The 20,848-nt window shown below is 47.9% G+C and carries 20 protein-coding genes; 7 read left to right on the plus strand and 13 right to left on the minus strand.

Translation table 11 applies throughout. The features are described 5' to 3' along the window. Positions 1–23 precede the first annotated feature (23 nt). The 3 genes from QGP82_RS12315 to rimO form a co-directional block, all read right to left on the minus strand. Positions 24–236, minus strand: coding sequence for a hypothetical protein (locus QGP82_RS12315; protein WP_250564847.1), 213 nt, complete (start codon positions 234–236; stop codon positions 24–26). 103 nt (positions 237–339) lie between these two features. Further along, positions 340–1,734, minus strand: a complete 1,395-nt coding sequence (locus QGP82_RS12320) for a DEAD/DEAH box helicase (RefSeq protein WP_006515861.1) — start codon at positions 1,732–1,734, stop codon at positions 340–342. A 38-nt stretch (positions 1,735–1,772) separates the two neighbouring features. Next, a complete protein-coding gene (gene rimO / locus QGP82_RS12325) occupies positions 1,773–3,134 on the minus strand; it encodes a 30S ribosomal protein S12 methylthiotransferase RimO (RefSeq protein WP_163661876.1) in 1,362 nt (453 codons plus the stop codon). 304 nt (positions 3,135–3,438) lie between these two features. Between rimO and btpA the strand changes: the two genes are divergently transcribed. Both btpA and QGP82_RS12335 read left to right on the plus strand, forming a co-directional pair. Continuing rightward, on the plus strand, positions 3,439–4,251 hold the full coding sequence (gene btpA, locus QGP82_RS12330; protein ID WP_163661878.1) for a photosystem I biogenesis protein BtpA: 813 nt from the start codon (positions 3,439–3,441) through the stop codon (positions 4,249–4,251). 150 nt (positions 4,252–4,401) lie between these two features. Then, positions 4,402–5,322 (plus strand): vitamin K epoxide reductase family protein, encoded by a 921-nt coding sequence (locus tag QGP82_RS12335; protein ID WP_163661880.1) that lies wholly within the window; start codon positions 4,402–4,404, stop codon positions 5,320–5,322. Positions 5,323–5,379: 57 nt separating this feature from the next. On the opposite strand, the gene QGP82_RS12340 is transcribed toward QGP82_RS12335, so the two are convergent. Continuing rightward, positions 5,380–6,600: a PP2C family protein-serine/threonine phosphatase gene (locus tag QGP82_RS12340; RefSeq protein WP_250564849.1), complete on the minus strand. Its 1,221-nt coding sequence runs from the start codon at positions 6,598–6,600 to the stop codon at positions 5,380–5,382. 608 nt (positions 6,601–7,208) lie between these two features. Between QGP82_RS12340 and QGP82_RS12345 the strand changes: the two genes are divergently transcribed. Further along, positions 7,209–7,670, plus strand: coding sequence for a cupin domain-containing protein (locus QGP82_RS12345; RefSeq protein ID WP_006515866.1), 462 nt, complete (start codon positions 7,209–7,211; stop codon positions 7,668–7,670). After that, on the plus strand, positions 7,670–9,319 hold the full coding sequence (locus tag QGP82_RS12350; RefSeq protein ID WP_499059371.1) for a CocE/NonD family hydrolase: 1,650 nt from the start codon (positions 7,670–7,672) through the stop codon (positions 9,317–9,319). Before QGP82_RS12345 ends, QGP82_RS12350 begins: the two co-directional genes overlap by 1 nt. A gap of 6 nt (positions 9,320–9,325) precedes the next feature. On the opposite strand, the gene QGP82_RS12355 is transcribed toward QGP82_RS12350, so the two are convergent. The 5 genes from QGP82_RS12355 to QGP82_RS12375 form a co-directional block, all read right to left on the minus strand. Continuing rightward, the gene (locus tag QGP82_RS12355; protein WP_163661884.1) at positions 9,326–10,027 is read right to left on the minus strand and encodes a Uma2 family endonuclease; all 702 of its coding nucleotides are present in this window, start codon (positions 10,025–10,027) and stop codon (positions 9,326–9,328) included. A gap of 68 nt (positions 10,028–10,095) precedes the next feature. Then, entirely contained in the window at positions 10,096–10,731 is a 636-nt protein-coding gene (gene hisB / locus QGP82_RS12360; RefSeq protein WP_490795189.1) for an imidazoleglycerol-phosphate dehydratase HisB, read from the minus strand. Between the two features lie 182 nt (positions 10,732–10,913). Continuing rightward, positions 10,914–12,008, minus strand: coding sequence for a 3-dehydroquinate synthase (gene aroB, locus QGP82_RS12365; protein ID WP_163661886.1), 1,095 nt, complete (start codon positions 12,006–12,008; stop codon positions 10,914–10,916). A gap of 125 nt (positions 12,009–12,133) precedes the next feature. After that, positions 12,134–12,595, minus strand: coding sequence for a Tery_1686 family protein (locus QGP82_RS12370; RefSeq protein ID WP_163703386.1), 462 nt, complete (start codon positions 12,593–12,595; stop codon positions 12,134–12,136). Positions 12,596–12,771: 176 nt separating this feature from the next. Beyond that, a complete protein-coding gene (locus QGP82_RS12375; RefSeq protein WP_163661888.1) occupies positions 12,772–13,344 on the minus strand; it encodes a hypothetical protein in 573 nt (190 codons plus the stop codon). Between the two features lie 397 nt (positions 13,345–13,741). On the opposite strand from QGP82_RS12375, the gene QGP82_RS12380 reads away from it, so the two are divergent. Further along, on the plus strand, positions 13,742–14,899 hold the full coding sequence (locus QGP82_RS12380) for a histidine kinase (protein ID WP_163661890.1): 1,158 nt from the start codon (positions 13,742–13,744) through the stop codon (positions 14,897–14,899). A 34-nt stretch (positions 14,900–14,933) separates the two neighbouring features. Here QGP82_RS12380 and QGP82_RS12385 read toward each other — a convergent pair whose 3' ends face one another. Both QGP82_RS12385 and QGP82_RS12390 read right to left on the minus strand, forming a co-directional pair. Then, positions 14,934–15,614: a PspA/IM30 family protein gene (locus QGP82_RS12385; protein ID WP_163661892.1), complete on the minus strand. Its 681-nt coding sequence runs from the start codon at positions 15,612–15,614 to the stop codon at positions 14,934–14,936. A gap of 76 nt (positions 15,615–15,690) precedes the next feature. Next, positions 15,691–17,037, minus strand: a complete 1,347-nt coding sequence (locus QGP82_RS12390) for a hypothetical protein (RefSeq protein WP_499059374.1) — start codon at positions 17,035–17,037, stop codon at positions 15,691–15,693. 132 nt (positions 17,038–17,169) lie between these two features. On the opposite strand from QGP82_RS12390, the gene QGP82_RS12395 reads away from it, so the two are divergent. Both QGP82_RS12395 and QGP82_RS12400 read left to right on the plus strand, forming a co-directional pair. Continuing rightward, complete coding sequence (locus QGP82_RS12395) at positions 17,170–17,721, plus strand: DciA family protein (RefSeq protein ID WP_499059376.1); 552 nt, start codon at positions 17,170–17,172, stop codon at positions 17,719–17,721. A gap of 327 nt (positions 17,722–18,048) precedes the next feature. Next, positions 18,049–18,354, plus strand: coding sequence for a hypothetical protein (locus QGP82_RS12400; protein WP_163661897.1), 306 nt, complete (start codon positions 18,049–18,051; stop codon positions 18,352–18,354). Between the two features lie 132 nt (positions 18,355–18,486). Here the strand turns inward: QGP82_RS12400 and QGP82_RS12405 are convergent, their stop codons facing one another. Both QGP82_RS12405 and QGP82_RS12410 read right to left on the minus strand, forming a co-directional pair. After that, positions 18,487–18,834, minus strand: a complete 348-nt coding sequence (locus QGP82_RS12405; RefSeq protein ID WP_163661899.1) for a DUF4189 domain-containing protein — start codon at positions 18,832–18,834, stop codon at positions 18,487–18,489. A 113-nt stretch (positions 18,835–18,947) separates the two neighbouring features. Next, positions 18,948–19,976, minus strand: coding sequence for a hypothetical protein (locus QGP82_RS12410; RefSeq protein ID WP_499059379.1), 1,029 nt, complete (start codon positions 19,974–19,976; stop codon positions 18,948–18,950). Positions 19,977–20,848 lie beyond the last annotated feature (872 nt).

Here is a 20,848-nt window from a genome sequence, read left to right on the forward strand (position 1 = left end):
TCTCAGCATAGCGTAGCTTGATGCTAATGCTCACACTGTTGAAATGACTCTATGTTAGCCAACCGAAAGCCCATCTGACATTGATACTGAGGCAGTGGTGTAGCAGACTCCAATTGTCTGGCACAGCCTAGCTTCCCATCATTAAAACGAGGTTGACCGCTCTGATTTGCCATTAAGCAGCTGGCACATACAGATGCTGACGGAATCACCTGGTTGTCTAGCAGAATCACCAACATAGTATGACACCCCACCAAGAACAGGCTTTAAGCCTATCTTAGGCGAGGTATCAATTTATTGGGCATAACTTTATCCAGTTTTTACTGGTCTGGTAAAGTCTTTTTACGATGCGGGTGTCTCAATTCGACGACGACGATGACGACGATGACGATGACGACGAGGTTCTTCTTCAGCCAGGTATTGTTCCTTATCACCCCGCATCCAAACAGGGCGAGTCTGGTCATAGGCCATTTGCAAGGCCGCTGCTGCCACTGTGTGAGGATCGTAATCTTCAGTGAGTTGAGAGACAATGGGCAAGAAGGAAGCCAGCCGCTCACTGGTAACAGCTTCTTTAACTTGAGTCTGTAGTTTTTCTAGGGAGCGAGCAGCAATTTCTGCCCGAGTTGGCACCTTACAAAAAGCTAGCTCCTGCTTCAGATGACGCTCAATTTGCCGCAACTGATACTTCTCTAAAGGATGCACAATGGAGACAGCTCGCCCTTCTTGCCCGGCACGCCCAGTGCGACCAATGCGATGAACATAGCTGTCCTGATTATCAGGTAGCTCATAGTTGATTACATGGGTCAGGTTATCTACATGAATGCCTCGAGCAGCAATGTCAGTAGCTACTACCCAACGTACCTGGCCCTGCTTAAAGCGTAGCAGCAGCCTCTCCCGCTGAGCTTGGTTAAGGTCACCATGGTATTCATCCACACTATGACCTGCAAACTGTAATTGACGAGTCAGTTCAGCTGCTGTGCGTCGTGTCCGCACAAAAATAATCGCTGACTCTGGATCTTCCATTTCTAAAATTGGCATCAAAGCCCGTGGCTTACTCCAACCAGGGGGAACTACATAGGCTAGCTGAGTAATGCGCTTAGGTGCAGTATTTTGAGACTTAACCGTCACCGTCACCGGCGACTTTAAGAACTTAGCCGCCAACTCACGAATTGCCGGTTCCATAGTAGCGGAGAAAAAGGCAGTCTGTCTCTCTGCTGGAGCATGACTCAGGATGTTTTCTACATCCTGAATAAAGCCCATGTTGAGCATTTCATCAGCCTCGTCTAACACTAGCCAACTCAGTTGCTCAAAACTTAGAGCCCCACGGCTGAGCAAATCGAGCACGCGTCCTGGTGTACCAACAACCATATGAACACCACGGCGAAGCTGACTAAGCTGGCGTTCGATAGACTGCCCACCATAGACGGGTAATACCCGTAGCTGAGAGTTGTATTTGAGACCTTGCACTGCCTGGCAAACCTGCATAGCAAGTTCACGGGTTGGAGTGAGCACCAATGCTTGCACAGAACGCTTGTTAATGTTGACCTGTTCCAAGATCGGCAAGGAGAAGGCAGCTGTTTTGCCAGTGCCTGTTTGGGCTAGTCCCACTACATCATGCCCAGCAAGCATGTGTGGAATAGCTTGAGCCTGGATGGGTGTGGGCTCCTTAAAGCCAAGTTCATCCAAATGTTGCGCTTGGGGTTCAGATAACCCGAGGTCAGCAAAAGACAATGTCATTTAGACTCCTTTGAGGTCATTGAGTGCAGGCGGGAATTTCAAAGAGAAACACTTACGGGCGCTTGGACCGCAACCGAGGCATCGTCAGATAGGACTGTACCGAACAAGTCATAGGTATCAGCCCCGTGAATTTGCACAGGTACTATCTGAGCTAAAGGCGGCGAACCTTGCACATACACAAGGCCATCAACATCAGGAGCAAACCGAGCAGAACGGCCAATGCATTCACCTTGACTTGGGTTTTCTTGCTCGATTAAAACATCCACAACTTGACCAATCTGAGCTTGATTGCGCCTAAAAGAAATCTCTTGTTGAGCCAGCATTAGCTCTTCCCGCCGTTGATGCATAATTGCTGGATCAATTTGATTTGGTAATGTAGCTGCTGGAGTCCCCTCTTCAGCAGAAAAGGTAAATACACCGACATGGTCAAACTCATGACGCTGCACGAACGCTTTGAGATGTTCAAAGTGAGCATCTGTTTCACCGGGAAAACCAACGATGAACGTGGTGCGCAGCACCGCACCAGGCAAAGCAGTCTTTAAGTGCTGAATGATTTCATCATTCACACGCCCTTGCCATGGACGATTCATAGCTCGCAGAATCTCAGGGTGAGAATGCTGTAGAGGTAAATCTAGGTAAGGTAAAACATTGGGGGTATCTCGAATCGCGTTAAGCACTTCCTGGGTAAGACCCGTGGGATAGGCATAATGCATACGAATCCACGGCACATTTACGTCCCCCAAAGCCCGCAACAGCTCTGCCAATTTGGGTTTGCCATAGAGATCAACACCATAATTAGTGGTTATTTGGGAAATCAACACTAATTCTTGAACCCCTTCTGCGGCCAGCTGATGGGCCTCTGCCACAATTGATTCAATGGGGCGAGAACGTTGGTTGCCACGCAAGTGGGGAATAATGCAAAAAGCACAGCGATAGTCACAACCTTCTGCCACACGAACGTAGGCAACGCCTTCACTAGTTGTGCGATAACGGGGCACTGTTTCATCTGCAATGTAGGTAGGCTCAGCAGAAACAGCCTTAACTCGCTCACCAGCTTCAGCCCGCTCAATCACATTAACAATGCGGTGATAGTCCCCAGTCCCAACCAGCGCAACGGCTTCTGGAATCTCATCTAGCAGCTCTGACTGAAAATGTTGAGCTAAACAGCCCGTAATAACAATTTTTTTGTCAGCTTCAGCTAACTCTACTAGCGTTCTAACCGACTCTTGCCTTGCAGCTTCGATGAAGCTGCAAGTATTAACAATTACATAGTCAGCAAGTTCTTCATTGGCGTCAACCTGATAACCGGCCTTAACCAGAAGGCCTAACATGTGCTCGCTATCGACTCGATTTTTCTCACAGCCTAGGTGAGTAATAGCAACGGTTGGTTTACGAACCATAAATTCTTTTATACAAAAAACAGAATGCTGGTCTCCAAGCAGGCGTTGCGATCGCACGGATGACTCAGCACCCTACCCTATCACTGAGCTGTTGAACGGGTAGCGATTGTTTTGGCCCGGTTGAGGAAATTATAACATAACTATACAATTCTGTGGGTCTTACCTGAAAAGGGTTGATTTATCGGGGAAAGCAGCTTGTGTTATGTCTGTATGCAATGGCCAATACGTTTGGGTGAGAACGGCTGCAATCATCATCCTTGGTAAATAATCTCGATCCATGCAATAACTAAAACTTTTGAGATCTGTGGAGTTACAAACACTTTTTAAGACATCAACGCCAGTGATCGGGGTCGTTCATTTACTGCCTTTACCCGCATCGGCTCGCTGGCAAGGCTCATTACAGGCCGTAGTAGACCGTGCTGTCCAAGAAGCCGTTGCTCTGGCCTCCGGTGGTGCTAACGGCATTATTATAGAAAATTTTTTTGATGCACCCTTTACAAAGGGATCGGTAGATCCTGCTGTGGTCAGTGCCATGACCATTGTAGTCAGCCGTATACAACAGCTAGTAACGCTTCCCCTAGGTATTAACGTATTGCGTAACGATGCCCAGAGCGGTCTGGCCATTGCCGCCTGTACCGGCGCTGCGTTTATCCGGGTTAATGTGTTAACTGGAGTAATGGCTACGGATCAGGGTGTAATCGAGGGAGATGCCCATCGACTCATGCGTTATCGCCGAGAATTAGGTCGTGATATTAAGGTCTTTGCTGACGTACTAGTTAAGCATGCTACCCCTGTAGGTACCATCAGTCCGGACACAGCCATGGCCAATGCAGTCGCTGATACTATCCATCGGGGCTTGGCAGATGCTGTGATTGTTTCTGGTGGTGCCACGGGCCACCCGCCCACCCATCAGGATCTAGCAACGGCGAAAGCAGCTGCGGGCAACATCCCTGTGTTAATCGGCAGTGGTGCCACCGTGGACAATATTCCTAAATTGATGAAATCGTCAGATGGTGTAATTGTTTCTAGTTCTTTAAAACGATGGGGGCACATTGAACAACCTGTCGATCCTAATCGTGTAAGCCAATTTGTGGATGCAATATCGTCATCCCCGTAGGGGGGCCATGGAAGGCCCCTACAGGGATGATTCTGGAATATCTCTACCGAAGGCCCTGTTTTTTGTCTAAGATGCAGTCGGGGGCGCAGCCTGTCTACTGGGGTACCCTGCTTTTGTTGATCTTGATGAGCTTAGAGTTATCTGTAAACTATGGGACGTCGCCGTAAAGAAACTCGTGGGATTTATCGTTGGTCGCGCCCAGCTATTGGTGCGATCGCAACCGTTGGAGCCTTAGGCACAGGTTACCTAACGGTGATCAAGCTAATGGGTAATGATGCTGCCTGCCCTGTAAAGGGTTGTGACCAAGTACTGAATAGTGCCTACGCAGACGTTTTTGGTATTCCGCTAACGTTGTTTGGCTGCCTCGCCTATCTATCCATGGTGGCTTTGTCCCTAGGGCCACTGTTATTGAACAAAGAGAAGATTAAGCAGCGTCAAAAGCTAGAAGATATAACCTGGCCGCTCTTGTTTATCGGAGCTACAGGCATGATGGTCTTCAGTGGATACCTAATGTATCTACTGGCTACCGAACTCAAGGCCGCTTGTCTCTACTGTATAGCCTCCGCCACATTTACATTCTCAATGTTTTTGCTAACGCTCTTAGGCCGCCAATGGGAAGACCAGGGAGCTCTTGTTTTTCGTGGCGTGATAATGGGAATGGTCACCCTGGTGGCTACTATTGGGATGTATTCCATCAGTATTAATGGACCAGCGGCAACCGCTAGTAGTGTTGGCAACACCGGCCCTGCCGTTACCAATACATCTGGGCCTGCTGAAGTTGCCCTAGCGAAGCATTTAAAGGAGGTAGGGGCAAAAATGTACGGTGCCTACTGGTGTCCCCACTGTTTTGATCAAAAACAGCTCTTCGGACAGGAAGCCAAGAAATATATGCCCTACATTGAATGTGCTGAGGATGGTGCTGACTCCCAGACAGCCCTATGCCGATCTGTACCTGAAGTTACCGGTTTTCCCACATGGGAGGTCAACGGACAATTTTTACCTGGTACTCAAACCTTGACAACCTTAGCTGAAGCATCCGGCTATCAAGGTCCGACAGACTTCAAGCATTAAACCCTTCACAAGGTTAGAAACACGTAGGGGCGTTCCATGGAACGCCCCTACGTGTTTCTAACTAAAATTAATTTCTAGTAGCGATAAATCGTCTGAGAGATCTTGCCCAACATCAATACTGGGCATAGTGGCATGGCTAATTAACTGATCAAGCTGCCCCGGTCGCGGGCATTTAACAATGTGATCAATAAAGCTATCTAAACCCAGAATTTCTCCGGTTTCAGCCAGGGATGTTTCAGGTACTTCATAGACGCCATCACTGAAAATATAGAGATAGCTGTTGTCTGGAATCGAACAACGTTTCCAGGTGTAGGTGGTACCGGGCATCATGCCAATGGGCATACCAGGGGTACGCAGACGCATTGTTTCAGCCATGGGAGCGCCACCACCATTACTATTCGCAGTTACATCAGTTGTATTAGGAGGGGGGGGCGGAGACAGAAGCACGGCTGGAGGATGCCCCGCACTGGCATACATCAGCTGGCGATTAACGCGGTTATAGACGCCGTACCAAATGGTAAAGTACTTTTCATTTTGAGCCGTCATCTGAAACATGTTGTTCAAACTTTCAAGCACCTTGTCAGGGCGATAGAAGTTTGTGCCTGGCAAAGATTGCGATCTCAACACATTCAGCACAGAGGTGGACAATAAAGCTGCCCCTAAACCATGGCCTGATACATCCAGCAGATATATCACCAGATAGTCAGGATCTAGCCAATAGAAATCAAAACAATCGCCCCCAAGCTGTTGCGATGGCAAAAAGCGAGTTTGAATCTTGACCGGAGGTTGATCCGTATCCCTGGGCAAAAGCGACTGCACATAGGAAGCAGCTTCCGCCAGCTCATTCTCTAAATACTGCTTTTGCTCTTTCAAATCGCGAGTAAGCTGACACAATCGCATACCAGACTTAACTCGGGCCTTAAGCTCAGCCATGTCGATGGGCTTCATTAACAGGTCGTCTGCCCCTGCTTCTAGAGCCTCGACTCGACTGGCCGTCTCGGCATGGGCCGTAATCAGCAGAAACGAGCTCATGGACAAATCTGGATGCTCTTTCAATCGACGGCAAATTTCCAAACCGTCGATGGATCCAGGTAAGCGCCAATCGCATAAAATTACTGGTGGCGTGATCACCAAGGCTTGCTCTAGGCCATCGGCGGCGGTTTCTGCAATAGCAACGCGATACCCCTGGCTTTGCAGCATCCGCTGAAGGATACGTCGAATGATCGGATCGTCATCGATCACCAAAATATCTGCAATAGAATTAGCAGCCTTAACCATTACACCGATACGACGCAGAGGTTTGTTTCATAGTGCCATGTCCCTAGTCCCATACTGGCATTCCCCCATGGGCTATTAGTTCTACTACTCATGGCATTGAAGTCCTACCAAAGTCATTAACAAGCATCTAGCAATCGAATGATATTAAAGGCTAAAAACTCTCTGATTAAATAAGAAACGTTGGTTTCAGCTAGAGTGTACCCTTCTCATTCAGACATATGAAGGCGGTTGGCCAAATATGCACATTACAGCTTTCCAAAGGACATTGGTCAAAAACAGTAAAGCATCTGTGATGATTTTCTGAGCAAATAGCAACCTTAGCCATAAACCACAGCGTTGATGGCCTATTTTATCAGTCCACAGAAGATATGTGCGATTCAGCAATTGGCAGTGAAGATAGAAAAATCAATGTATTTGCTGTAGCTGTGACGTCTCAGGAGCAAAACTGTGCCCTCATGCCAGGAAATCAACACAAAATTGGTAGGTATATGTCACTAATTTGGCAGTAAAGAAGGTTCCTAAGTGAAAAATTATTGCAAGACTACCCTAGGGTTAAGGGTGATTTCTAAGCTGAAGAAGCGCCGCTAATATCTGCATGATTTTGCATAATGGAAAGTACCTGTGATCTGCCTAACAGCTGCGTTTTACCCGTTCTAAAGTCCCCCAGCGATTATCAGGTATTTCGCATTAGTCCTGATGATAAAAACCGACTAGCACTTTTGGTAGATCCTACCCTGGGCCATGCCAAGTTAACCTGCTGTGTAGAAATTTTTGATGTGGGTGGCAGAACCCCTATCCATCGACACCAAGTGGCCGTAGAAATGTTTTATGTGATCAAAGGAGAAGGTCGAGTTGTTTGTGATGGTAAAAGTTCAACAATTAGAACTGGCGATAGCATCCTAGTACCATCTTACGGTGTTCATTTTGTTGAAAACACTGGTCCACAACGACTCTATCTACTCAGCGTCATGGTACCTAATGAGGACTTTGCGGAATTAATTCGTGATGGGATACCGGCAGAGTTAGATGAAGAAGACATGGCTGTTTTAGGACGTACCCACAGTATTTAATGCCGTCTGATTTTCTGCCCGTCAAACCCAAACAGGTACATTCATTAAAAACTCGGGATGGTAAGCGTCTGGATGCAGATGTTTATTATCCCGATGCCGAAGGTCCGTGGCCTGTATTGCTGATGCGACAGCCCTATGGTCGTGCGATCGCATCCACGGTTGTCTATGCTCACCCCACCTGGTACGCCGCCCAGGGCTATATTGTCGTGATTCAGGATGTGCGCGGGCGCGGCACTTCAGAGGGAGAGTTTCATCTGTTTGCCCACGAAGTAGACGACGGCTACGACAGCGTTCAGTGGGCCGCTCAGTTACCTAGAAGCAACGGCAGGGTTGGCATGTATGGGTTTTCATATCAGGGGATGACACAGCTCTATGCAGCTCAGGCTAAGCCCTCAGCTCTTAAGGCATTAGCTCCGGCCATGGTGGGTTACGACCTTTACCAAGATTGGGCGTATGAAAATGGTGCACTACGTTTGCAGGCTGGTTTAGGCTGGGCCATTCAATTAGCCGCAGAAACCGCTCGCTTAAAAGGAGACAAAACTGCCTTTAACGCCTTACGAGCCGCTTCTCGTAACTTGCCGCTCAACGGTCCCATCTCTGCCTATCCAGATGTCATCAAACAATACGCCCCTGATTCTTTTTGGCATGACTGGTTGGCACATCCCCAAAACGATGATTACTGGCAGTCACTTAAGCCCGATTTAACGAATGTCGATTTGCCAATGCTCCATGTGGGTGGCTGGTTTGACCCTTATCTCACAGGGGATATCCGCCTATTTAAGGAAATGGCATCAAGCCGCTATCCTCAACATTTTTGGGTGGGCCCTTGGAGCCATATTCCCTGGAGTCGAAAGGTAGGGGAGGTGGATTTTGGTCCTGAGGCGATGAACCCCATTGATCGATTACAAATTTGTTGGTTTTATCGTTGGCTCAACGATAAAAAAGATGTGGCCCCCCTGGATGAGCGCCCCGTACATCTCTTTGAGATGGGCAGCAACCAATGGCGACTGTTTGAGCAGTGGCCAAGTGAATCTACAACTCAAACCTATCGTTTGCAAAGCTCTGGTCTAGCAGCCATGCGTGAAGATGATGGCGCTTTAGTGCCATCCAGTTGCGAAGATCCAGCTGTAACTGCAGTGCCTGATGTATTGGTTCATGATCCATGGCGACCTGTGCTCTCCTTGGGAGGACATGCAAGCTTTCCATCCGGATCTTTTGAGCGCAGTGCGTTAGACGGTCGCAGCGATGTCTTGACCTATACAACTGCTTTGTTGGAAGCAGACTTGGCTGTAGCAGGGGACGTGACGACAACGCTTAAAGTTCAGGCTGATGCCCCTAGTTATGACCTATGTGCTGTGCTGTCAGTGGTCTACCCTGATAATCGAGTGTTTAATTTGACACAGGGTTATACACGTATTCATGGGGGACAAGCACAAGTCGTGTCTCTATCTTTGCAACCCACCTATTTTTGCTTGATGGCTGGCCAAGCCTTACGGTTAAGCCTCAGTGCAGCTTGCTTTCCAGCCTATACCGTTAACCCTGGAACACAAATTTATCCTTTAGATACCGTGCCAACCATAGATCAGCGGATTATTACCCTAACGGTCTATCAAGATAGGGATACGTTGCTAACTTTACCTATGGCCTAATCGCCATCACTGCAATTCATCATCTAGCTCAATCCCTTGAGCTTTGAGTTTTGCCTTGAGTGCTGCTAACTCACCTTCTGCTCTATCAGCCCGCTGGGCTTCTTGGTCAGCCCGCTGGGCTTCTTGGTCAGCGCGTTTCTTAAGTTCATCAGGAATTAAGAGCTTGTTCCCGGTTTCTAACTCGTAGAACTCAATCAGAGTACCTACTGCGGCTAATCGTAACCCCAGCACCTGACTGACGCTATCGGTAATTTTTTTATAGGCCTCATCTTCCAGGCGGTACCCTCGCAACCGGTCAGTAATCCATTCACCCTTGGGATCGAACTGCCAATATTCAAGCACCCCCATGGCTTCATAGAGATCGTACTTGCTAATTTCGTCTTTTTGTCGAGTTCCCTGGGAGGTCATTTCAAAAATGACGGCTGGAACCGAACCTTCTTCCCAGATTTTGTAGTTGTCACGACCACCGGGTTCTACATCAAAAATCACCATCACATCAGGGGCTACTCGCATATTGGGTAGCCCCTGGGCGTAATACAAGAATTGATTACCAAGAACAGTCGCTTGCTGACCTTTCAGATACTGACGTAAAACTTCCAATGTAATCAGCAGAGCATAGAGATGGTCAAAGGTTTCAGCCACAGGCATGCCATCTCCGCTGGGATAAAGACTCTGAGATGTCTGGGTGTTAGGAATAATCGCTGTCATGGCTTTATCCCTGTTTTAGTCACAGGTACTTTTGTACTTATTCTACCGGCTGTTTGCTTGAGTCGTGATTACACTTGCAAAACGCCTTTGGAACTGGGAATTGCATTGGCACGACGGGGATCAATCTCGGTAGCCATGCGCATAGCACGGGCAAACGCTTTGAAGGTGGCTTCAATAATGTGGTGGGAATTGATGCCGTCAAGCTGACGAATGTGGAGGGTCATGAGGCTGTGATGAACGACGGCCATGAAGAATTCGCGGACGAGTTGGGTGTCGTAGGTGCCCACACGTTGGGTGGGGATGTCGAGGCCATAAGCGAGGTAGGGGCGACCGGAGAAGTCCAACGATACTTGGATCAGGGATTCGTCTAGGGGGGCGACAAAGTGACCAAAACGGACGATGCCTTTGCGATTACCTAAGGCTTGGTGCAGCGCCATGCCGAGAGTAATGCCAACATCCTCGTTGGTGTGATGGTCGTCGATTTCGAGATCGCCTTTGGCTTGGATGTCGAGGTCGAAGAGGCCATGGGAGGCGATTTGATGGAGCATGTGGTCAAGAAAGGGAATGCCAGTGTTGGCATTGCACTGACCAGTGCCGTCGACGTTGAGGGTGACGGTGACGTCGGTTTCTTTGGTGGTGCGGGTGACGGTGGCGGTACGAGTAGGGAATTCGAGATTAGTGGTTGGGTTTGCTTTTGTTTGCATGGTGGTTATGGGGGTGTAGGGGCTGCCCTTGTGGTTACCCTGGATGGAATCTAAGGGAATTACGCTGCTACGCATTCGCTACGCACCGTAAAAGAGTAATCGTCGTTCGACATTGATCTCAGCTCTAGTTTATCTGAGGAAAAGAGTCTCCCTACTCCCCATTGCTCGCTGCCTCTCCACCCCTAGAACATCGTTTCCAAAACACTTCGAATAACGTCATCGGTCACCTGATCCGTGACGCAGGCTTCGCCGATGCGTTTGGGGAGGACGAAGCGGACTTTGCCAGATTTAACTTTTTTGTCGCTGCGGAGGGCATTGAGGATGGCGTCGATGTTGAGGGTGGCGGGAAGCTTGGTGGGGAGATTGGTTTTCTGGATGATGGCAAGTTGTCGGTCGGTGGCGGTTTGGGGCCAAAGATCCATGGTGGTTGCGATCGCACCCGCTGCAACCATGCCAATACCGACAGCTTCACCATGGTTGACGGATTTGTAACCGGTCAGACTTTCGATCGCATGGCCAATGGTATGGCCGTAGTTAAGAATAGCCCTCAGTCCAGCCTCTTTTTCATCTTGACTGACAACATCGGCTTTAGCCTGACAAGAATGTTTGAGAATATCGTGGAGCAGAGCCTCACTAACAAAGCACAGCTGATCGAGGCGCTCGGCTTGCTCTAGCTGATGGAACAGACCTTCATGCCAAATAATTCCATACTTGATGACTTCAGCCATACCAGCGCGAAATTCACGCTCAGGGAGTGTGCTCAAAACACTGGGATCAATCAGCACCAAACTCGGCTGATGAAAGGCACCAATTAGATTTTTTCCTTGAGGATGGTTCACGCCAGTTTTGCCCCCGATGGCGGCATCAACCATGGCTAGTAATGAAGTAGGCACTTGAACAACCGCAATACCCCGTAGCCAGGTGGCTGCAGCAAAGCCCGTCATATCGCCAATTACACCACCACCTAGAGCCACCATGGTAGAACTGCGTTCTAAATGGTGGTCAAACGCAACACTATGGATTTTCTCGATAGACTGTAGAGTTTTGTATTGCTCTCCAGCAGGTAAAACACATTGACTAACCTCAAAACCAGCCTCCGTTAAAGAGGTCAAGGCGGTTTCGCCGTAGTGTTGAAAAATAGCAGGGTTAGAAACAAGCAGCACCTTACCAGCTTTACCAGCGGCAGCGAGCCAGGGGCCTAAGTATTGCAGCCCGTCAGTAGCAATTTTGATGTCATATTGAGTTTGGGGTAGCTCGACGGGGATAACGGTCTTCATTGCATTGAGTCACGGTGTACTCAACTATCCTACTGCTCAGGGTAAACAGTAGTAGGGAGTAAGGGAATGGGGAAGCACAACGCATTCCCTACGCAACCTTGGGCTCCACTAAACCTCAGGCTCCACTAAACCTCGGGTTCTGGGTTAAACACCTGAAAAATTTTTCGACAGCAAAGCTTGATTTTTTCCCCAGCATTAGCCTGAGGTGGAGCTACACCTTCAAACTGCCAGTTGTTAATGGTAGAAAGATGCCACTGTTCACCATGGTGGTTAAACCCAACGACTTCAACACCAATCGCCTTGACAATATTTGCTACAGCATCCGCTGTACCTTGGGTTGTCCCCTCAGCCACTGAATGAAGACGAATCTGCACGAGAAGACTACGGCAGTTGAATGAGCGGCTAAAGCCAGGGAAATGAAACCCGATATCGATGGAATCAGGATCAACGAGCTCTCTTGTATCGGGATCGTTTGCCCAGGGTTTAAGGTCAGAGCGTAAATCAGGAAGCTGCCCCTTAAAGGCACCCACAATAGCGGCTATTTTACTGGCATACTCGATGCTTCGTGCTTGTTCTGCTGCGTTCACACTTACGACCAGGGAAGTCAAAAAATTTCACCTACCAAGATAAAACAATGCCTAGGCAAATAGCCAAGGCATTCATTCTGCATCTTTGGATAGTTAGCAAATGCTACTAAGGAAAAAAATAAATGAGCTCACCAGAAGAAACTGTAGCTGATTAAACGAAAGTGAAATTGATCTGCTTAGATCGTCGGACTATAGTGGGCCTGACAGGTGTTCAGCATACGCAGATCGTTGTCGCTAACAGTGTCAATTTGATGGAACCCTTCAATCGCAAATTGACGTCCACCTGGTCCAGCAACAGCGGTATCTTCGAGATCGAGGGCATAATCATATTCCTCTTGGGAATAGGTTTCAGTAATCGCCAAGGAAAGCTGTGCGTTTTCTACACTGCCTCGAAAACAATCGAATGAGGAATGTGGAGAATAGAACGCTCCTACAACTTCACCTGCTTGTGCTTCGAATACCATGTAGGCAGTTTGCAACTGATCGGGTAAAGGCTGTTCACCAAAAAGATAAATGCCATTGCTGAGGGGTGTAGAAACAGACGGGGCAGCCTGAGCTAATAGAGGGTGGATGACTTCCGTATCAACCTCTAGCGACGGTTGCATGGACATTCTGGCATTAGCGGCATGGGCAACTAACAACGTTGCAGTTCCCACCAGCAGAGCCCCTGTACGCAAAGTGTTTCCGCATATCTGTTTCTGAATACGTTGCTGACGGATGTGACGTTGAATAACTGTTAACACTTGCATGACCAGCGCGCCTCACTGTATTTACCGAGTACCGCTAACGAATGACTGAATGCGATCAAAAAGGAAACTCTTATCTCTCACTGTAGGTGAGAAATTTATGGGTAAACCTGATTAGCAGCGTTCCTTTAATATCTCTTTAACGATTGCATTCATGTCAGTTAGCCAAATTACCGCTATCATTCCCTACAAATTTGAGGCTTTTGATTCCGTATGGGAGGGTTTTATAACTGGCATAGAGTGTACTCTGTCTGGAATACTAGGGGGCGTTCTGCATAATTCTTTGAAAGAGTCACCGTCATCCATCGTTGGAACGATGTAGGCTAAAAGAATAACTGGCTAGCTAGGCACCCAGCCATTGGATATGCCGTATCGCTGAGCAGGAGTCAAACGTTCATCTATGCCGTCCCTTGAAGTGCCGCTAAAGCTTTTGCTGTTTATTGATAAGCGGCCAAGTTCTGCTGAGCAAATTCGCCAGATCCGTCAGCATATTGAAGGTTTAGAAAGTAAAATTGAGCCGGTTTTGGAGGTCATTGATGTTAGTGAGCAGCCTTATTTGGCTGAACACTTTAAGCTAGTCGTGACTCCGACCCTCATTAAAATTTCGGAGGGAGGACGCCAAACACTAACCGGCAGTGACATTATTTCTCAGATTGACTACTGGTGGTCACGCTGGCAGGCAGAAGTTGAAAACGACGGTGATACTTCGGAACGTCATCTTGTCAATAATCCGTCAATTGCTCAGTCAACGGAAATCATTCACCTATCAGATGAAATTTTTCGGCTTAAGCAACTCAATGCTGAAGCGAATGCCAAGCTAGTATTCAAGGATCGCATTATTGCAATGTTGGCCCATGATTTACGCAATCCACTAACGGCAGCTTCCATCGCTATTGAGACCCTAGAAATGGGGTATGACCCTAACCATGAGCGTCGTGCGCGCTTTCGGCCTGAGCTAACGGTGCAACTATTGCGCAACGCCAAAACTCAGATCCGCTCCATTGATCGCATGATCACGGATATTTTGCAGGCAGCCCATGGCCCCAGCGTTGATCTCCATATTTTTCCAAGAGAGTTGAATCTACAGGAGCTCTGCCAAGAAGTCGTGGATTCAATGATCACTAAAGTCAAAAACAAGCAACAGACTATTGGCCTCGATATTCCCCAGGATTTACCCCAGGTGCATGCCGATATCAATCAGGTACGTCGTGTGATTGTGAATCTTTTGGATAATGCGATTAAATATACGCCCAATGGGGGTGATGTGATGATTACGGCATTACATCGCACCACTCAGAAGGTTCAAGTCAGTATTCAAGATACGGGACCCGGTATCCCCGCTGATAAACAAGCCCGTATTTTTGAGGAGAGTTTTCGGCTTCAGAGAGATCAGTCCCAGGATGGTTATGGCCTTGGGTTAGCCCTATGTTTGCGCATTGTTAGGGCTCATTATGGTCAAATTTGGGTTGATTCAGCTCCCCAAGCGGGGAGTACGTTTCACTTCACACTCCCTGTCTTTAAGCAGTCGAACAGTCGGCAACCATTATCAGAACTATAAGAACTGGACTACAGAAATCGAACAATAATCTGCTTCAACCTTCAGGTAACTTCAGGCGAGCTTTCATGGCGGCTATCTCAGCATCCACTGGATTTTGATTGGGGTCACGACCAGATTCTAAAGCTGAAAATTTCTTCTCTAGGGCATCTTGACCGAGATCATTGAGTTCTGCCGCTGCCGCTGCCTTGGCTTCCATAGATAAAATTTTGTCTTCGATTTGATCAAATGCACCTTGATTAACCTGAGTCATCATCTCGTTCAGCTTCTGGCTCGCTTTCGCTGAGCGGGCCCGCGCAATGTACATATCTTTCTGGGTGCGCGCCTGGGAAATTTTAGTTTCCAGCGTGCGCATATTGGCTTTTAGCTGCTTCACGGTATCTTTCTGCTGTTGCAGCTGCCCCCCCAAAGCTTGGGCCGTTTCTAAATAGCTTTGACGGCGGTTGAGAGCTTCACGTGCTAGGGGCTCATTCCCTTTAACCAAGGCACTCTGGGCACGATTGTAAAACTCACGGGCTTGGGCATTCGCCTGCTCACACTGCCGCTCGTTGCGCTTTTGAGTTGCGATCGCAACCGCTACTGCCTGCCGCAGTTGCAGCAAATTTTCCTGCATATCCGCCGTCGTTTGCTCAAGCAGCTTCTCTGGATCTTCAGCTCCATTGAGCGCATCGTTAAGGCTGGCACGTACCACTCGAAAGAAACGATCTAGCAATCCCATGGAAGTTTTTAGCTTGATACGCAAAAATGATGCTGCGCAACTCACACACAGCACCATTTTTAGGATAGCAGGGGGGCTATTCGTTCGTGGGGCCAAAGAGCTCTACAATTGCACCTTGTTGGGTCAAAAATCGCACCTGTTCTTCAGCTTGGGCACGATTATCAAAGGCTGCCAGCTGAATACGAGCACCAGCCTTAAAGTTCCGCACAAAAGCGTCGGGCACTAACTCACGTGCCTTGGTTAAAGAAGCATCCCCCGTGTAGCTAGCAATCACATAGAAATTAGAGCCTGTTACGGCTGTGGTGAGAGCAGGGGGCGGTGTGGCTGTCGGTGCTGGTGTAGCAGGGGCTGGTGTGGCTGATGGCACAGCCGCAGAATTTGTTTCTGTACCGATCGGGCTCGTTGTCGGATTGTTAGTAACAGCCGGTTGACTATCTGCAGCAGCGGTTCCGGGTGCTGGCAATGGAGACTGTGCTGGATTAGGCAATGGCGATGTCACCGGAGCAGAGGTTGAACCATTGACACCATCAACATCTAAGGTCACTAGATCTTCGACGCTATCAAGCTCTTTAAACTCACGAGTAGACAGATCGGGACCTGGCGGCTTGTAGCCATCGGAGGCAGGATCCGGAGCAGTGGCCGCTGGCTGAGTAGAGGCAGGTACCTCAGGCAAATCACCTGCACCCTCAGCAGTAGTGTCAGTGTCAGCATCAACAGGCTCGGTTTCGCTCGCTGGCCAGAGTTGCGATCGCAGTTTTTGCAATTGTGCTGGGGAGGTAATGGCAAACCCAACACCGATACCAGCCAACAGCACCAACACCAAGCCTGCTAGCTTCAACAAAATATTACTCTTGCGCCCAGGAGAATAGGGTTCAGGCACCGACTCTGGATCAGCCTGCTCCTCCTCAATACTCTTCAACAGCTCTTCTGAGGATTCTAAATAGCCTTCTGCCGGCATATCGTTAGCAGGCACCGACAACGCAGAGACATCCGTGTCAGCATCCATCTGCTCAGACTCCGCCACGTCCGACGTCAACTCGTCAACATCCGCAAGCTGCTCCAGAGTCGGCGGCAGTTCATCTTCTAAATCAGATGACTCAGAAGCATCCTTCAGGAAGGGGTTTGGCGGTGGCGGTGGCGGTGTAGGTGGTTGCTTAAGCGTTCCCCCAGCATCTGACGCTGCTGCCGGTGTTGATGCTGACACAGAAATTAAGTCAAGCGTGTTACGGTGGGCTGCCCGACGTGGTGGCGGCGGCGGTGGTACTCGCCCATGGCGTTGACGCCGATAGCGGGTAAGCTCATCCTCAAGATTGACATTAAGATTTCGCAGAACACTTTCTAGCTGCGGATCAATCTCAGTTTCCGGCCCTGAACCGGGTCGAGGAGGCATGGGAGGGGGAGTGTTGTCTGAGGAAGAAGCCATGGAGCACAGCTAAAATAACAGGTAAAAGCGGGCAGCGTCTGCTGATAGACCATACGTTAGCACGTTAGTTAAGGGACGTTAGCCGCAAAGTCCGTACATCATGAGAGTAATTTGTTTTAGCAAGAGGTAAGGATGGGATTTTCTGGATTGCGATCGCTCATTACAGATATTGAAGCCCACCCCAACTGGCAATCCCGACGACAGTTTGCCCAAGTTGTTGAATATTGGCCGAAAACTGTGGGGTATGTCGTCGCCCGCCAGACAAAACCTGTCAGCATTCAGCGCCACATCCTTTATGTTACCGTCGCCAATGCATCCTGGACTCAAACCCTAACCCTGGAGCGTCGACGCATTCTTCATAAACTCAATCGCCTCATAGCAGTTCCTTTGCATGACATTCGCTTTTCCAGCGCTCAGTGGCACACCAAACCTGTACGCAAAACGCAACCCGTCAGCGACTGGGTCAAGGCTCACCCTAGCTATCTTGGAGAAACAGATTCCGAAGAATTACCTCAAGAGACATCAACAAAAACACCTGAAGAAGCCTATGCTCTATGGGCAAATATGAAAAAGAAACAACAAGAATCCCAAGAGATTTGTCCACAATGCCATTGTCATTGCCCTCCTGGAGAAATCGCAAGATGGACAATGTGCGCCCTATGCATCACCAAAACTTGGAAATAGCAATCAACAATAAATAAGCAAAAATAATTTTACAGTTCAAGCTTTCAGATAGATATTTTTTGAAATTTAACAGCCGTAATTCCATCTATCTCATCGGGTAATATTTATGGGGATCACCCATCAGTAAATGATCCCAGACGCCTTCAAAACATTGATTTATTTAAAGAAAATATAAAGAAAACATTAATGAAGATAACGAACTTAAATTAACTGCCGAGTCTTGGCGTATCAAGCTTTTAACATTTTCCCAATGTTGAATCCTATACATTAACTAATCCACAATGACGAAAGTTAAGGCGTTTAGTGAGTCTCTCAATTATTTTTTTCATGAGTATTAAAAAAGGTGAAATTGCGCGATGCGGTGCGTGCCGGTTTTATACGCCTACTGGTCGCCGTGGAGGAGAATGTTCGCAATTTGGAGTACACGTTCAATCTGTTTGGAAAACATGCTCTTTAGCAAAATCACCGTTCCAAAAATTAACGAACGTTACTAGTGCTGAGATAGACTTAACTTCGGGGATAGATTTAACGAAAGTTGCACAAGAGAAACAGATAGCTTCAGAACCTTTACCGATGCCATCCAACCGGTTTTCATCTTCTGAAAAGCCATTAGTCGTCAAGATTTCTCAATAGTTAAGTATCAATAGATGAGCAAAGGTTAGAGTAAGACTTACTTAAACAACAAGAGGCAATGGTAAAAATGTACCATTGCCTCTTTTGATCTAAATTTAGACAAATCAAACTAGATTTAGTATCTCCTAAACCTTAGTTCTCACGATTACATACTTCGGCAAGAATCTCGCCTTGCCCTTCTAAAGCACTTAAGGCCTGTCCTCTAGCGCGGATTAATGTGGAAGCTACTCCCCAAGAAAGCGTACGATCATATTCAGCAATGGCACCACAGCCTCGGAATGATACCCGAACGGAGCAGTTAATGTCTCCACAGCTACGTAGAGCTTCCCGCTCAGCGCTGTTGACAGATAAATAGTTAGTGGCTACTCCCCAATCACCGGAATGAGAAATAGCGATCGCACCATATCGTTGAGCTGCTTGGACATGCGTTACCAGGATTGTGCTCAATATCAATAAACTCAGAAAAATAGGCTTTAGCATAGACTATTAAGGAACAACAAAACGGCGATATAACTTGAGTTTTGCACAAGCGCCAAATGCAGAACGGCCCCGTAGTCCTCTTTACGGGGCCGTCATACATGATCCGAATCTACCTAGGAGAGATCATCCTTTTTGTTACTATCCCCACCCGATAACATCGACTTTTCGGTGCGGGCCAGGAAATCGGGTACCAATACTTCGCTAAATCCAGCAATAAATGCGATCGCAAAGTACAGATACTTAGACTGGGTCTCCGCTTCGCTGGGGCTAAATCCGGACACGACTACAATCTCTGATTCGATCAGGGCCACGGCCAGCAAGCTAAAGGCGGTACCCACCACTGGCTTAAAGAAACCGATAAAGAAGGGAATCACTGACTGGGACCGATTACGGTTTTCCAGTTTTCGCGATCGCAGCATCACACTGACAATGCTGCCCAAACCACCAGCCGCCAGCACCAGCTGAATGTACTGCCACTCTTGAGACGAAAACAGTTCCACCTGGGACCCCTTGGCTTCTCCCTCAGCGATGGTGGCAGAACCTGATGACTCGCCCACAACTAGGGCATCGCCAGTTTCCGAGGGTTCACCCGCAGCTTCATCATCAGCTTTATCAATGGGTTGAGCATGGTTGATGCCGTGCTGGTAGCCAATATTATATTGATTCGATAAAAACATGCGGGCGGCGGTGGTGCTGCCAATCAATAATGAGATTGTGATTGTGAACCACGTCAAGCCTGAAATCAACTGTGCAGCAGGGGACCCGCCAGCACTAAGCACAGCCACCAGTGGATTTCGATAAATTCGGATCTCACGAGCAATGCGTTTACGAATGTCCCGAGCCAAAGAAACTCGCTCCGCCATAGACATAGCTGGAGATTGATTATTTTTCGGTGTCGCATCTGTCGGCAACAACAAACTGACCGCCAATTGCATCATTGGCATCAACATTTGATCATTGGTAAGTTCTAGATGAGGCACTTGCTCAAGCAACTTACCCAACTCACGATAAGCAGATTTTGATAGATGCTCAGACGCTAGTCCCTGCTCAATACGCTCGATTAATTCGCGCGCATCCTGACGAATAACAAGATCAATATTATCTACTAGGCCTGATGGTAGACCCATTGTATGTACAGCCATTACTGTGTGTGCATCCTGAAGGTGACAACGATAAGAGAAATTGCATGCCGCTGCGGATATGACACACCTGATTCCGATAGAGCAAACGTCCTGATGCATGAAGACGTTTGCACGTCACATTAGCATGAGAACTCAATGCTTTTAAGGATAGAAATTATCTTGAAAAAAGTGAGAAATAGTATGGAACTCTCCGAAGAGAGCAATAGATAGCACCCAGCGGCAACACCTAGACCCTAGCCATCCGTTGTTGAAGACATGATGAGAAGGGACCATTCTTCTAAGCGGCACAGGTTGAAATGCTGCAATTTCGTTCTGAGACGATAGTGTTGCCCTATTCACACAGGACAGTTTGAAAACTGTTCTCTTGCCGGGAACAATCTGATTTAGATCAAGGCACTTTACTCTGGGGAGATATCAACAAAAGAGGAGATCTATCTTACAGTTTTCTGTGATCTGCATCATCCTTTTAGACTCTACAGAGAGAATTTAGGAGAGCGGCAATCCCTTACGACACATAGCCTTCCCATAAATCAGTGTTGTGGTATCAAACCCCCTGTCTCAAAATCTGCAGCGCAGGGTTGTTTCTTTACAATCAGGTCTAGGATGAACTCATCTTTCAAATAGCCTTCCCATAAATCAGTGTTGTGGTATCAAACCCCCTGTCTCAAAATCTGTAACGCAGGGTTGTTTCTTTACAGTCAGGTCTAGAGTGAACTCATCCTTAAGGAGGTTTCTCTATGCTTTGCCCCAGGGAGAATTCGTTCAAGGTATAAAAACTACAATGCCTGAATAACGTATGTTTGGGGTGTTGAGGATGTCAGTCAGTCTAATCGAAGAGTTGAAAACTATTCGTGATTTTCGCTCTGGCAAAG

The sequence above is a fragment of the Leptothoe sp. LEGE 181152 genome (assembly GCF_032906605.1).
In the GTDB taxonomy this organism is placed as follows: Bacteria; Cyanobacteriota; Cyanobacteriia; order Phormidesmidales; family Phormidesmidaceae; genus Leptothoe; species Leptothoe turfae.

Bases quoted from the DNA above. Each gene is read 5' to 3' on its own strand.
- QGP82_RS12315 (WP_250564847.1), bottom strand. From the start codon at position 236: ATGTTGGTGATTCTGCTAGACAACCAGGTGATTCCGTCAGCATCTGTA.
- QGP82_RS12320 (WP_006515861.1), bottom strand. From the start codon at position 1,734: ATGACATTGTCTTTTGCTGACCTCGGGTTATCTGAACCCCAAGCGCAA.
- rimO (WP_163661876.1), bottom strand. From the start codon at position 3,134: ATGGTTCGTAAACCAACCGTTGCTATTACTCACCTAGGCTGTGAGAAA.
- QGP82_RS12335 (WP_163661880.1), top strand. From the start codon at position 4,402: ATGGGACGTCGCCGTAAAGAAACTCGTGGGATTTATCGTTGGTCGCGC.
- QGP82_RS12340 (WP_250564849.1), bottom strand. From the start codon at position 6,600: ATGGTTAAGGCTGCTAATTCTATTGCAGATATTTTGGTGATCGATGAC.
- QGP82_RS12345 (WP_006515866.1), top strand. From the start codon at position 7,209: ATGGAAAGTACCTGTGATCTGCCTAACAGCTGCGTTTTACCCGTTCTA.
- QGP82_RS12350 (WP_499059371.1), top strand. From the start codon at position 7,670: ATGCCGTCTGATTTTCTGCCCGTCAAACCCAAACAGGTACATTCATTA.
- QGP82_RS12355 (WP_163661884.1), bottom strand. From the start codon at position 10,027: ATGACAGCGATTATTCCTAACACCCAGACATCTCAGAGTCTTTATCCC.
- hisB (WP_490795189.1), bottom strand. From the start codon at position 10,731: ATGCAAACAAAAGCAAACCCAACCACTAATCTCGAATTCCCTACTCGT.
- aroB (WP_163661886.1), bottom strand. From the start codon at position 12,008: ATGAAGACCGTTATCCCCGTCGAGCTACCCCAAACTCAATATGACATC.
- QGP82_RS12375 (WP_163661888.1), bottom strand. From the start codon at position 13,344: ATGCAAGTGTTAACAGTTATTCAACGTCACATCCGTCAGCAACGTATT.
- QGP82_RS12380 (WP_163661890.1), top strand. From the start codon at position 13,742: ATGCCGTCCCTTGAAGTGCCGCTAAAGCTTTTGCTGTTTATTGATAAG.
- QGP82_RS12385 (WP_163661892.1), bottom strand. From the start codon at position 15,614: ATGGGATTGCTAGATCGTTTCTTTCGAGTGGTACGTGCCAGCCTTAAC.
- QGP82_RS12390 (WP_499059374.1), bottom strand. From the start codon at position 17,037: ATGGCTTCTTCCTCAGACAACACTCCCCCTCCCATGCCTCCTCGACCC.
- QGP82_RS12395 (WP_499059376.1), top strand. From the start codon at position 17,170: ATGGGATTTTCTGGATTGCGATCGCTCATTACAGATATTGAAGCCCAC.
- QGP82_RS12400 (WP_163661897.1), top strand. From the start codon at position 18,049: ATGAGTATTAAAAAAGGTGAAATTGCGCGATGCGGTGCGTGCCGGTTT.
- QGP82_RS12405 (WP_163661899.1), bottom strand. From the start codon at position 18,834: ATGCTAAAGCCTATTTTTCTGAGTTTATTGATATTGAGCACAATCCTG.
- QGP82_RS12410 (WP_499059379.1), bottom strand. From the start codon at position 19,976: ATGGCTGTACATACAATGGGTCTACCATCAGGCCTAGTAGATAATATT.